The 13,422-nt window shown below is 63.1% G+C and carries 9 protein-coding genes and 1 tRNA gene; all 10 read left to right on the top strand.

What is annotated here, in order from left to right:
* The first annotated feature begins 128 nt into the window (after positions 1 to 128).
* The 10 genes from ACR3EK_RS18515 (at position 129) to ACR3EK_RS18470 (ending at position 13,294) form a co-directional block, all read left to right on the top strand.
* Complete coding sequence (locus ACR3EK_RS18515) at positions 129 to 1,241, top strand: THUMP domain-containing class I SAM-dependent RNA methyltransferase (protein WP_480634207.1); 1,113 nt, start codon at positions 129 to 131, stop codon at positions 1,239 to 1,241.
* 105 nt (positions 1,242 to 1,346) lie between these two features.
* Positions 1,347 to 1,423 (top strand) — tRNA-Pro (locus tag ACR3EK_RS18510).
* Positions 1,424 to 1,612: 189 nt separating this feature from the next.
* Positions 1,613 to 2,197 (top strand): ANTAR domain-containing response regulator, encoded by a 585-nt coding sequence (locus tag ACR3EK_RS18505; protein WP_170341425.1) that lies wholly within the window; start codon positions 1,613 to 1,615, stop codon positions 2,195 to 2,197.
* Positions 2,194 to 3,363, top strand: coding sequence for an ABC transporter substrate-binding protein (locus tag ACR3EK_RS18500; RefSeq protein WP_170461438.1), 1,170 nt, complete (start codon positions 2,194 to 2,196; stop codon positions 3,361 to 3,363). The genes ACR3EK_RS18505 and ACR3EK_RS18500 overlap by 4 nt, the downstream gene beginning before the upstream one ends.
* Positions 3,364 to 3,657: 294 nt before the next feature.
* Positions 3,658 to 5,025: a CmpA/NrtA family ABC transporter substrate-binding protein gene (locus tag ACR3EK_RS18495; RefSeq protein ID WP_480634206.1), complete on the top strand. Its 1,368-nt coding sequence runs from the start codon at positions 3,658 to 3,660 to the stop codon at positions 5,023 to 5,025.
* A 72-nt stretch (positions 5,026 to 5,097) separates the two neighbouring features.
* Positions 5,098 to 6,180, top strand: coding sequence for an ABC transporter permease (locus ACR3EK_RS18490; RefSeq protein WP_068345377.1), 1,083 nt, complete (start codon positions 5,098 to 5,100; stop codon positions 6,178 to 6,180).
* A gap of 5 nt (positions 6,181 to 6,185) precedes the next feature.
* Positions 6,186 to 7,865 carry an ABC transporter ATP-binding protein gene (locus ACR3EK_RS18485; RefSeq protein WP_170525869.1) on the top strand — a complete coding sequence of 560 codons (1,680 nt, stop codon included), beginning with the start codon at positions 6,186 to 6,188 and terminating at the stop codon, positions 7,863 to 7,865.
* A 4-nt stretch (positions 7,866 to 7,869) separates the two neighbouring features.
* Complete coding sequence (gene nirB / locus ACR3EK_RS18480) at positions 7,870 to 10,305, top strand: nitrite reductase large subunit NirB (RefSeq protein ID WP_480634205.1); 2,436 nt, start codon at positions 7,870 to 7,872, stop codon at positions 10,303 to 10,305.
* Positions 10,302 to 10,634, top strand: a complete 333-nt coding sequence (gene nirD, locus ACR3EK_RS18475; protein WP_093963084.1) for a nitrite reductase small subunit NirD — start codon at positions 10,302 to 10,304, stop codon at positions 10,632 to 10,634. Before nirB ends, nirD begins: the two co-directional genes overlap by 4 nt.
* Complete coding sequence (locus tag ACR3EK_RS18470; RefSeq protein ID WP_480634204.1) at positions 10,634 to 13,294, top strand: molybdopterin-dependent oxidoreductase; 2,661 nt, start codon at positions 10,634 to 10,636, stop codon at positions 13,292 to 13,294. Before nirD ends, ACR3EK_RS18470 begins: the two co-directional genes overlap by 1 nt.
* The last annotated feature ends 128 nt before the right edge of the window (positions 13,295 to 13,422 follow it).

The raw sequence follows: 13,422 nt of genomic DNA, 5'->3' as shown, positions 1-13,422 counted from the left end.
CGCAAACCTGTTACCGCCCAAATCGCGCGTCGTGTAGCTATTTTTACCCGAAACCACGGGCGGAGTACCAAAAACTTGGTAGGAAATTTCGTGTCGCACGGATGGCCCTGCTGATATAAGCAGCCGGAATGGAGAATACCGATCTTGAGATTTTTCTGGTCGCGACACCCGGTCTGGAGGCTCCCCTCCTCGCCGAAGCGCAGGAGGCCGGATTCGCTGAGGCCCGACTTGCACCCGGAGGTGTCACGGTTCGTGGCAACCTGCGCGAGGTCTGGCGGGCCAATCTCCAGTTGCGCGGGGCCAACAAGGTGTTGGTTCGGGTGGGTTCGTTCCCGGCTGTGCACCTGGCTCAGTTGGACAAGCGGGCACGAAAGTTTCCGTGGGGAGATTTTCTGAAACCCGACGTCCCGGTTCGGGTTGAGGCCACCAGCCGAAAATCCCGCATCTATCACGCTGGCGCCGCACGGCAACGGATTGAAGGCGCAATCTCTGACATGTTGGGGTCTCCGATCTCGTCCGAGGCGACGGTCCGTGTTCTGCTGCGAATCGAGAAAGACATCTGCACATTTTCCCTCGACAGTTCCGGAGAAGCGCTGCACAAGCGCGGGCACAAGGTAGCGGTCGCCAAGGCTCCCATGCGCGAAACGATGGCGGCGATGTTTCTGCGCAACTGCGGCTTTGACGGATCTGAGCCGGTGCTGGACCCTATGTGTGGCTCGGGCACTTTCGTGATCGAAGCCGCCCAGATCGCTCTGGGCCTGCCGCCCGGCCGCGACAGAGCCTTTGCCTTTCAGGAATTTGCCGGATTCGACCCCAAGGCTTGGGCGGAACTCCGCGCCGACTGGGTCGCGACGCAGACAGATACCGCGTTCTATGGCTCGGACCGGAATGACGGGGCGATCGCGGCCGCGCAGGCAAATGCCAGCCGCGCCGGAGTGGACGGCGCGACGCAATTCCAAAAACGCGCAGTCGCTGACCTGAAACCGCCCATGGGCGGGCCGGGCCTGGTAATCGTCAACCCACCGTATGGGGCACGCATCGGCGATGAAAAACGCCTGCGGTCGCTGTATGGCAGCTTTGGCAGGGTGATGTTGTCCGGGTTTTCCGGCTGGCGTGTCGGCGTCGTCACCAGCAACCAGTCCCTGGCGCGCGCCACCCGCCTGCCGTTGCTGCCTCCGGGTCCGATCGTCGATCATGGCGGTACGAAGATCCGCCTCCATCAAACCGAAGCCCTGCCCTGACCGGCCAATTCCTGCGGGTCCAAGCGGCAGAGCGAGTTCGGACAAAAAGCACACAGAATCCCTCTTGCGCATCAAATCCACTGGGTATAGATCACGCGCCACGGTCGGAGTGTAGCTCAGCCTGGTAGAGCACTGTCTTCGGGAGGCAGGGGTCGGAGGTTCGAATCCTCTCACTCCGACCAATAAAACAAGGCGCCCTGTGGCGCCTTTTTTGGTTGGTCGTATCTCCAAACATGTCCGGGGCAGCAACGTGCTGAATTATTCGGCATCCGCGCACGATCTGCCATCTAGATAGGCGCTTTCCAGGGAATTGAACGCAGCGCTCCGAGGGTGGCATTGCCTCGCTCTGCCTGCTTGGTCAGTTCGATGTTATGAACCAAACGTTGACCGTTGTTGTAGTCGAACAGAACCCGGACCGCGCCGATGCGATCCTCGAGGCCCTGAAAGCGGCGGGGAGCGTCGAGGCGCACGTGATCGATGGCGTGTCTGAATTGCCGCGCAAGATTGCTGTCCACAATCCCGATGTCGTTCTGATCGACATCGACAATCCATCTCGGGACATGCTTGAAGAACTGACAACCGCCTCCGGCCCGATGGAGCGGCCGGTTGCCATGTTCGTATCCGGGGCTGCAGGCGGCCTGTCCAAAGCTGCGGTCGAAGCAGGTGTCTCGGCCTATGTCGTCGACGGTCTGCATCCCGAAAGGGTCAAGCCCATCATCGACACCGCCATCGCCCGTTTCCAAGTACTGCGCCAGATGCGGACCGAGTTGGCCGAAACCAGACGCGCATTGGAAGAGCGCAAGGTGATCGACCGCGCGAAAGGGCTGTTGATGAAAGCAAAGGGCATTCAGGAAGATGAAGCCTATGCCCTGCTGCGCAAGACCGCCATGAATCAGAATCGTCGGGTGGCCGATGTGGCCGAGGCTTTGGTGACCGCTTCGGGGCTGTTGTCATGAGGGCGGTCTCGCTCCGAGCGGCCTATATGCCGTTGGTCGATGCGGCCCCCCTGATCGTGGCGCACGAGATGGGATATGATCAGGCCGAGGGCATCTCTCTTGACCTGCGCCCTGCCCCGTCCTGGTCCTCGTTGCGGGACATGCTGGCCTTCGGGCATGTTGATGCGGCGCATCTGCTGTCTCCTGTCCCGGTGGCCATGGCGCTGGGGCTTGGGGGGATCGTCACGCCCCTTTCGGCCGTATCGGTCCTGTCGGTAAATGGAAACGTGATCGGCGTCGGCCGCCAACTGGAAGCGCGGCTGCGCGAAAATGGCTATGCCTTCGATTTCAGCGATGCTTTTGCGGCCGGAGCGGCCTTGGCAAAGGCGGCCGGTGGAACGCTGACCTTCGGGGTTCCGTTTCCGTTTTCCATGCATGTGGAACTGCTGCGATATTGGGTCAGCGGCACGGAACTCGCTTCGACCCAGGTTGAGATCCGCACCGTTCCCCCACCGTTGATGGCCCAGGCCCTGGCCGCCGGTGAGATCGATGCTTTCTGCGTAGGTGAGCCGTGGGGGTCATTTTCCGTCGACGACCGGGTGGGTGCGCTTCTGCTGCCGGGGAACGCGATCTGGTCCTGTGCCCCGGAAAAGGTACTGGCCGTGCGAACGGATTGGGCACAGACGGAACCACATCTGACGGGCGCGCTGCTGCGGGCGATCTGGCGGGCGGGCCGATGGCTTTCAAATTCCGAAAGCCTGACCACGGCGTCGGAGATGCTGGCGCAAAGGCTCTATCTTGATGTTCCCGCGGACCTGGTCGACCGGGCATTGACCGGCCAATTTGCGATTTCAGCGCGCGGCGACCAGCGTCAGGTCGACCGTTTTGTCACTTTTCATGAAGGCGCGACGGGTTTTCCGTGGCGCAGTCAGGCCAAATGGATCGCGCACCACATGGCGCGAAGATATGGACTGGATCCGTCAGATGCCGAGCGTACGGCAGCCGATGTGTTCCAAAGTGACCTGTATCGGCGCGAGCTGCAGGGAATCGGTGTTGTCATGCCCGCCGATTCTGAAAAGCCCGAGGGTGCCGGCAACGACCCGACGCTAGTGTCCGGCCCGGGTGGAAAGTTGATGTTGCCGCAAAACGTCTTTTTCGACAGTCGGATTTTTGAGCCTTCCCAGTAAGTGCGCCTAATTTTTTTGCACTGCAGCGTCAAATTATGCTGCGTTGCAGAATTTTCACCTGATGGCCGTCAATTTCGGATGACTCATCTGCTCACCGGTGCCTTTATCAGGACAACGGCAGGCAACGTCGCCCACCGTAGGAATTCGCCCGATGTCTTGGGCAAAACTTCTGAGCAAAGCCGCTCGACCAACCGCCTTCTCCTTCCGGCGGTGTGTGTCGGCGGCTTTTTTTTGGCCCGAACGTTGCTCGGGTCGCCACCCAGCCCGGTTTGGGCCGGACCGAAAGGAACAAAGATGAAAAAACTCATTCTGAGTCTTGTTGCGACGACAGCCCTTGTTGCGCCGGCCACCGCAGAAATGCTGGAGCTGGAAAAGGACGAACTGACCTTCGGCTTCATCAAGCTGACCGACATGGCGCCGCTGGCCGTTGCCTATGAGCAGGGGTATTTCCTGGACGAGGGCCTGTTCGTGACGCTCGAGGCGCAGGCCAACTGGAAGGTTCTGCTGGACGGCGTGATCGGCGGCCAGCTGGACGGTGCGCATATGCTGGCCGGTCAACCGCTGGCGGCGACCATTGGTTATGGAACCGAGGCGCATATCATCACGCCCTTCTCGATGGACCTGAACGGCAACGGCATCACGGTATCCAACGAGGTCTGGGCGGAGATGAAACCCAACATCCCGGTGATGGACGACGGCCGCCCGCAGCATCCGATCAGCGCCGAGGCACTGGCTCCGGTGGTCGAGAAGTACAAGGCCGAGGGCAAGCCTTTCAACATGGGCATGGTGTTCCCGGTTTCGACCCACAATTACGAACTGCGCTACTGGCTGGCCGCCGGGGGGCTGAACCCGGGCTATTACAGCCCTGAAAACGTGACCGGTCAGATCGGCGCGGACGTGTTCCTGTCGGTCACCCCGCCACCGCAGATGCCCGCGACGCTCGAGGCCGGCACGATCCATGGCTATTGCGTGGGCGAGCCTTGGAACCAGCAGGCGGTGTTCAAGGGCATCGGCGTTCCGGTCATCACCGACTACGAGCTGTGGAAGAACAACCCTGAAAAGGTGTTCGGCATCACCGCCGAATTCGCCGAGGAATACCCGAACACCACCTTGGCCGTGACCAAGGCGCTGATCCGTGCGGCGATGTGGCTGGACGAGAACGACAATGCCAACCGTCCCGAGGCGGTCGAGATCCTCAGCCGCCCGGAATATGTAGGGGCCGATTACGAGGTGATCGCCAACTCGATGACCGGCACGTTCGAATACGAAAAGGGCGACAAGCGCGAGGTGCCCGATTTCAACGTGTTCTTCCGCTACAACGCGACCTATCCGTTCTATTCCGACGCGGTCTGGTACCTGACCCAGATGCGCCGCTGGGGGCAGATTCCCGAAGCCAAGGCAGACAGCTGGTATGACGAGGTCGCCAAGTCGGTCTACAAGCCCGAGATCTATCTGCAGGCCGCGCGCCTTCTGGTCGAAGAAGACCTGGCGGACGAGGCCGATTTCCCCTGGGACAGCGACGGCTACAAGGCGCCCACCCCAGCCGAGGACATCATCGACGGCATTCCCTTCGATGGCCGCGCGCCGAACGCCTATCTCGAAAGCCTGCCGATCGGCCTGAAGGGCGACCAGAAGGTCGTCGGGACCGAAATCCAAGGCTGACCCCGAACCGCCCTGCCCGGCTGCGGTCGGGCAGGACCCCTGAAACGCCCCGCCATCGCAAGGACGCATCAGATGACAACGGTCGATCCGGAATTCAACGCAGACGCCGCACGGGACGCGCGCCGCGCCCGTCTATTCACCCGCATCAACGCCGCCGACAAATGGTTCCAGGTGCTGGGCCTCAGCTGGGCCACCCCGGTTCTGAAGGCCGCCGCCGGCGACAATCCCCGCGCCCAGATGGCCGAGATCTGGCGGCTGCTGATCGTACCGATCCTGTCGATTTGCGCCTTCCTGCTGCTGTGGGCGACGCTGGCCCCCAAGGTACAGACCTCGCTTGGGGCGGTGCCCGGCCCGGCGCAGGTCTGGGAGGAAATGGTCAACCTGAATCAGGACGCTCAGGCCAAGGCCGCCAAACGCGCCAAGTTCGAGGCGATGGTCGAAAAGCGGAACCAGAAGCTAATCGAGGCCGGCCGCGCAGACGAGGTCAAGCAGGTCGCCTATACCGGCGCGCCGTCTTACTACCAGCAGATCTGGACCTCGATCAAAACCGTGTTCTTCGGGTTCCTGATCGCCACGGTCGTGGCGGTGCCGCTGGGCATCGCGGCGGGGCTGTCGCCCACCGCAAACGCGGCGCTGAACCCGCTGATCCAGGTGTTCAAACCGGTATCGCCGCTGGCCTGGCTGCCGATCGTGACGATGATCGTCTCGGCCGTCTATGTCACCAATGACGGCTGGTTCGCGAAATCCTTCCTGATCTCGGCCATCACGGTGACGCTGTGTTCGCTGTGGCCCACGCTGATCAACACCTCGTTGGGCGTGGCCTCGATCGACAAGGATCTGGTGAACGTGTCCAAGGTTCTGAAGATGAACACCTGGACCAAGATCACCAAGCTGGTGCTGCCCTCGGCGCTGCCGCTGATCTTCACCGGCCTGCGCCTGTCGCTGGGCGTGGGCTGGATGGTTCTGATCGCGGCCGAGATGTTGGCGCAGAACCCGGGCCTGGGCAAATTCGTCTGGGACGAGTTCCAGAACGGCTCGTCCAGCTCGCTGGCCCGGATCATGGTGGCAGTCTTCACCATCGGCATCATCGGCTTCCTGCTGGACCGGGTGATGTACGCGCTGCAGTCCCTGTTTACCTTTACCAACAACCGGTGAGCGTGATGAGCATCCTCAGCTTCGAAAACGTCTCGAAATCCTTCGGTGAAGGCACCGGGCGCACCGATGTTCTGAACGACATCGACCTGCAGGTGCAGGAGGGCGAGTTCCTGGTGATCCTGGGCTTTTCCGGCACCGGCAAGACCACGCTGATCAACCTGATGGCCGGACTGGACATGCCCAGCCGCGGGCAGGTCACCTTCAAGGGCGCGCCGATCAAGGGGCCGGGGCCGGAACGCGGCGTGATCTTTCAGAACTACTCGCTGATGCCGTGGCTGACGGTCAGCGGCAATGTCGGACTGGCGGTCGATACGGTCTTTCCGGGCCTGCCCAAGGCCGAGAAGGCCGCGAAGGTGGCCCATTACGTCAAGATGGTCGGCCTCAGCCACGCGGCGACGCGCCGTCCGGCCGAATTGTCGGGCGGAATGCGCCAGCGGGTCAACGTGGCCCGGGCGCTGGCCATGAACCCCGAGGTCTTGTTGCTGGACGAGCCGCTGTCGGCACTGGACGCTCTGACCCGCGCCAACCTGGCCGACGAGATCGAGCGCATCTGGGAAGCCGACCGCAAGACCTGCGTGCTGATCACCAATGACGTGGACGAGGCGATCATTCTGGCCGACCGGATCATCGCCCTGAACCCCGACGGCACGCTGGGGCACGAGTTCCGCGTCTCGATCCCGCGCCCGCGCGACCGGGCGGCGATGAACACTGACGAAACCTTCAAGCGCCTGCGCGCCGAGGTCACCAAATACCTGATGGATGTGGGGATCGAGGCCAAGGTCGAAGGCACCCGCATCCTGCCCGAGGTCACGCCGATCCACGGCGTGCCCGCCGCCGTGACCGAGGCGCAGAAGGGCATGATCGACAGCCGGTTCCTGGATTTCTCGCAACTGCACAAGGTCTATCCCACGCCCAAGGGGCCGCTGACCGTGGTCGAGGACTTCGATCTGAAGATCGACAAGGGCGAGTTCATCTCGCTGATCGGCCATTCGGGCTGCGGCAAATCCACGGTGCTGACCATGGCGGCGGGGCTGAACGAGATTTCCAAGGGCGCGATCAAGCTGGATGGCCGCCACGTCGAAGGCGCCGACCCTGAACGCGCGGTGGTGTTCCAGTCACCCAACCTGTTCCCGTGGCTGTCCGCGAAAGAGAACGTGGCGATCGGGGTCGACAAGGTCTATCCGAACGCCAGCCAGGCCGAACGGCAGGACGTGGTGGAATACTACCTGGAACGCGTCGGCCTGGCCGATGCGATGGACAAGCAGGCCAGCGACCTGTCGAACGGCATGAGACAGCGCGTCGGCATCGCCCGCGCCTTTGCCCTGTCGCCCAAGCTGCTGCTGCTGGATGAACCTTTCGGGATGCTCGACAGCCTGACCCGCTGGGAGCTGCAGGAGGTTCTGATGGAGGTCTGGTCGCGCACCAAGGTCACCGCGATCTGCGTCACCCATGACGTGGACGAGGCGATCCTGCTGGCCGACCGGGTGGTGATGATGACCAACGGCCCGCAGGCTACGATCGGCAAGATCACCCGCGTGGACCTGCCGCGCCCGCGCACCCGCAAGGCGCTGCTCGAACATCCCGACTACTACGCCTACCGGCAGGAAGTTCTGGATTTCCTCGAAGAATACGAACACGGCGCCAAGCCGAAATCGCCCGCCCCCAAGGCCATTGCAGCGGAGTGACCCCATGAAACAGAAACTTGTCGTGATCGGTGCCGGGATGGCGTCGGGCCGCGTGCTTGAACATCTGACCGAGACCGCGCCAGATGTGTTCGACATCACGCTTTTCAACGCCGAACCGCGCGGAAACTACAACCGCATCATGCTCAGCCCGGTTCTGTCGGGCGAGAAGACCTATGAGGACATCGTCACCCATGACGGCGACTGGTACGCGCAACGGGGCATCGCCTGCCGCTTTGGCGAGCATGTGGTGAAGATCGACCGCGAGATGAAGGTGGTCGAGGGCGAAAACGGTCATGTCCCTTATGACAAGCTGCTGATTGCCACCGGCTCTGCCCCGTTCATCATTCCGGTTCCGGGCAAGGACCTGCCCGGCGTCATCTCCTATCGCGATCTGGACGACACCAACGCGATGATCGACGCGGCCGCCAAGGGTGGCAACGCGGTGGTGATCGGCGGCGGGCTTCTGGGGCTCGAGGCCGCGGCGGGGCTGGCCGAGCGCGGCATGACCGTCACCGTGGTGCACCTGATGGGCCATCTGATGGAACGGCAGCTGGATGAGGCCGCCGGATACCTGCTGCGCAAGGATCTGGAAAGGCGGGGGATCACCGTGCGAACCCAGGCCTCGACCAAGGCCATTCTGGGCGAGGGTCGCGCCGAGGCGGTGCTGCTGGAAAGCGGCGAGACGCTGCCCGCCGACCTGGTGGTGATGGCCGTCGGCATCCGCCCCGAAACCCGGCTGGCCACCGATGCCGAGCTGGACGTTGCCCGCGGGATCGAGGTGAACGCGCAGATGCAGAGCTCGGACCCGGATGTGCTGGCCGTGGGCGAATGCGTCGAATTCGACGGCCACCTGTTCGGCCTGGTGGCGCCGCTTTTCGATCAGGCCAAGGTCGTGGCCAATACCCTGCTGGGCCAGCCCGATGCCTTCGTGGTCAAGGAACTGGCCACCAAGCTGAAGGTCACCGGCTGCGATCTGTTCAGCGCCGGAGACTTCGCCGAGGGCGAGGGACGCGAGGACATCGTGTTCCGCGATCCGGCGCGCGGGGTCTACAAGCGGCTGGTGATCGAAGACGACCGCCTGATCGGCGCGGTCATGTATGGCGACACCGCCGATGGCAGCTGGTTTTTCGGCCTGATCAAGGACGGCACCGACATCGACGAGATGCGTGACACGCTGATCTTTGGCCCGGCCTACCAGGGGGGCGACACCGCGGACCCTCTGTCAGCCGTTGCAGCATTGCCGCCTGAGGCGGAGATCTGCGGCTGCAACGGCGTATGCAAGGGCACCATCGTCGAGGCGATCGCCGCCGGGGCCACCGATCTGGCCGCCGTGCGCGCCAGCACCAAGGCCAGCGCATCCTGCGGAACGTGCACGGGTCTGGTCGAACAGGTCCTGCGGGTCACGCTTGGCGATGAGTTCCAGATGCCGGCGGCGCAACCGATCTGCGGGTGCACTGACCTGACCCACGAGGACGTGCGCCGCCTGATCAAGGCGCAAGAGCTGAAAAGCCAGGCCGCAGTCTGGCAGGAGCTGGGCTGGGAAACGCCCAATGGCTGCCATGTCTGCCGGCCGGCGATCAACTATTATCTGCTGGCCGACTGGCCGCTGGAATACCGTGATGACCCGCAAAGCCGGTTCGTCAACGAACGCAAACACGCCAACATCCAGAAGGACGGCACCTTCAGCGTCGTGCCCCGCATGTGGGGCGGCATCACCAACCCGGCCGAGCTGCGCGCCATCGCCGACGCGGCCGAGAAATATGACGTGCCCACCGTCAAGGTCACCGGCGGTCAGCGCATCGACCTGCTGGGCGTCAAGGGCGAGGACCTGCCCGCCATCTGGGCCGACCTGAACAAGGCCGGCCTGGTCTCGGGGCACGCTTATTCCAAGGGTTTGCGTACGGTCAAAACCTGTGTCGGCACCGATCACTGCCGCTTCGGAACCCAGGACAGCACCGGCCTTGGCATCAAGCTGGAACAGATCCTGTGGGGCTCGTGGACACCGCACAAGCTCAAGCTCGCGGTCTCGGGTTGCCCGCGCAACTGTGCCGAGGCGACCTGCAAGGATATCGGCGTAGTCTGCGTGGACTCGGGCTATCAGATCGGTATCGGCGGGGCGGCCGGAATGGACGTCAAGGAAACCGAGCTGCTCTGCCAGGTCCCGACCGAGGACGAGGCGATCGAGGTTGTGATGGCCGTCACCCAGGCCTATCGCGAGGGCGGCAAGTATCTGGACCGGCTGTACAAATGGCTGGCCAAGGTCGGCATGGACTGGGTCAGGGCCAATGTGGTCGACGACCTCGAAAACCGGCGGGCATTGGTCGAGCGGTTCGAACTGTCGCAGAGCATCTATCGCAAGGACCCCTGGGCCGAGCATGTGCGCGACAAGGCGCCGAGCTATGCCCCGATTGCAGATTTCACCCTGGAGGCCGCGGAATGAGCTGGATCGACATCGGACATATCGACGACGTGCCGCTGCGGGGCGCACGTCTGGTGAAAACCCGTCTTGGCTGCATCGCCATCTTCCGCACGGCCGAGGCGGAACTGTTCGCGGCCAGCAATGCCTGCCCACACAAGGGCGGCCCGCTGTCCGAAGGCATCGTGCATGGCCAGTCGGTGACCTGCCCGCTGCACAACTGGGTGTTCGACCTGAATACGGGCGAGGCTCAAGGCGCGGATGAAGGCCGGATCACCACCTATCCGGTTCGGCTGGAGGGCGGGCGCATCCTGCTGGACGCCCGCGCCGTCACCGAGCGGAGCGCCGCGTGATGGACGGCTCGAACCTGCCCGAGGTGCGATCCACCTGCGCCTATTGCGGCGTGGGCTGCGGCGTGCTGCTGCGCCCGGACGGGGCCGGCGGTCTGACCGTGCGGGGCGACCCGGACCACCCGGCGAATTTCGGACGGTTGTGTTCCAAGGGCACAGCTTTGGGTGAAACGGTCGGGCTGGGCCACCGCCTGCTGACACCGCGCGCCTTTGGCCGGGATGTGGGCTGGGACGACGCACTGCAACTGGTGGCCGACCGGTTCCGCGAAACGATCGCGGCGCATGGTCCCGACAGCGTGGCCTTCTATGTCTCGGGGCAGTTGCTGACCGAGGATTACTATGTGGCCAACAAGCTGATGAAGGGCTTCATCGGATCGGCCAATATCGACACCAATTCGCGGCTGTGCATGGCCTCGACCGTGGCCGGGCACAAGCGGGCCTTTGGCACCGACACCGTGCCCGGCACCTACGAGGATCTGGACCAGGCCGATCTGGTGGTACTGGTCGGGTCGAACCTGGCGTGGTGCCACCCGGTTCTGTACCAGCGCGTTCTGGCGGCACGGCAGGCGCGCGGCACCCGGATCGTGGTGATCGACCCGCGCCGCACCGCCAGCTGCGATCAGGCCGATCTGCATCTGGCGCTGAATCCGGGCAGCGACGTGGCGCTGTTCAACGGGCTGCTGACCGAGATTCATCGGCGCGGGGCCGTGGACCCGGACTTCGTGAGGCTAACCTCGGGTCTGGAAGCCGCACTGGAAACGGCCGGAAACGACCAGATCTCGGAAACCGGCCTGCCTGCCGAAAAACTCGCCGCATTTTTCGATCTATGGATCAATACCCCGCGCGTCGTGACGGTCTTCAGCCAGGGAGTGAACCAATCCTCCAGCGGGACTGACAAGGTAAACGCCATCCTGAACTGCCATCTGGCCACCGGTCGGATCGGGCGGCCGGGAATGGGCCCGTTCTCGGTCACCGGCCAACCCAACGCGATGGGTGGGCGCGAAGTGGGTGGTCTGGCCACCACGCTGGCTTGCCATCTGGACATCGAAAACGCCGATCATCGCGCCGCGGTTCAGGCGTATTGGCAGGCGCCTGCAATACCGCAGTCTCCGGGGCTGAAGGCCGTGGACATGTTCCGTGCGGTCGAAGATGGGCAGATCAAGGCCCTTTGGATCATCCACACCAACCCGGCGGCAACCATGCCCGAAGCTGACAGGGTCAGCCGCGCAATCGCCGCCTGCTCGTTCACGGTCGTCAGTGATCTGACGTTGAATACCGATACGGCGCGTCTGGCCGACGTTGTGTTGCCGGCCGCTGGGTGGGCCGAAAAGAACGGAACTGTCACGAATTCGGACCGAACCATCAGCCGGCAACGCGCCGTTTTGCAGTCACCGGGCCAAGCGCGCCCGGATTGGGACATCCTGGCCGAAGTTGGCCGCCGCATGGGATGGAAAACCGCGTTCGACTACGCTTCACCGGCCGAGATATTCCGGGAATACGCCGCAATGTCCCAAATCGCCGCGCAGTTCGGGAAAGACTTCGACATTTCGGGCTTCTCCGAAATTGACGAGACGGGCTATGCCGAATTGGAACCCACCCGCTGGCCATTGGGTCGCAAGGGTGCAGGTGGGAGATTTTTTGATGACGGACACTTCTTTCACTCCGACAGGAAGGCCCGGATCGTTCCCGTTGCTCATCGGCGTCCGGCAGCCCTGCCCGGACCGAAATATCCCTTTGTGATGAACACCGGACGCACACGGGATCAATGGCACACCATGACCCGGACCGGTCTTTCAGCCCGCCTGTCCGCCCATCTGGCCGAGCCGTTTGTGGACATTCATCCCCAGGACGCCGCCCGCGAGGGGATATCCAGCGCAGATCTTGTCGAGGTCACCAGCCGCATTGGGCGTGGTATTTTTCGCGCGCGCATCACCCAAGATGTTCGCATCGGTCACGTCTTTGCCCCCATCCATTGGACTGCGGAAACGGCCCCTTCGGGCCGGGTGGACATGCTGGTTCCCGGCACTACTGATCCGATTTCCGGACAACCCGAAAGCAAGGCAACACCCGTTTCGATCTCTGTCATGCAGGCGGCGTGGTACGCCTTTGCCGTCTCCAGGAGACCCCTGACCCCCTCGGTCTCTTACCGGGCGACGGTCCGAACGGACAACGGTTACAGGACAGAGCTGGCTGATCATGCCCGGATACTGAATTGGGAAAAAACCGCCCGCGAATGGTTTGCGCTGACCGATGCGGACGCGGTCACGGCAGGTGACCCCGCCCGCGGTTCATTTCGCATTGCGTTGTCGCAGAACGGATGCCTGCAAGCGGCACTGTTCGTGTCGCCGCGCCCGCTGCCCCTGATGCGGGACTATCTTGCGTCGATGCCGGACATACCACCCGCACAGTTTCTGACCGGCCGCGCACCCGCAGATGCCAAGGACACCGGACCGATCATCTGCGCCTGTTTTGGCGTCGGGTTGAAGACGATCGTTGACGCGATCTCGTGCGGGAAAGCGATCAGTGTCGACGCTATCGGCGCGGCGTTGAGCGCCGGAACAAATTGCGGGTCTTGCCGGCCTGAATTGGGTGCCCTGATCGACCGGTATTCCCCGGATGCCGCGGACAACCTAAGCCGTCAATTGCAGGGAGGCGTCGCCTAACCCTGTCGCATTTCTGTTGACAGGTGATCCCGCTATGGGCAGCATTTTTCCATCGTATCGACAACCAGAGTGATCAAGCCGTGATTGACTGCACCAAAGATACCCAAGGCCGCCGGGCAACCGGTTGC

The organism is Ruegeria sp. BC8, from assembly GCF_056535705.1.
Note: the sequence above shows the minus strand (reverse complement) of the source record. Positions and strands in the feature narration are given on the sequence as shown.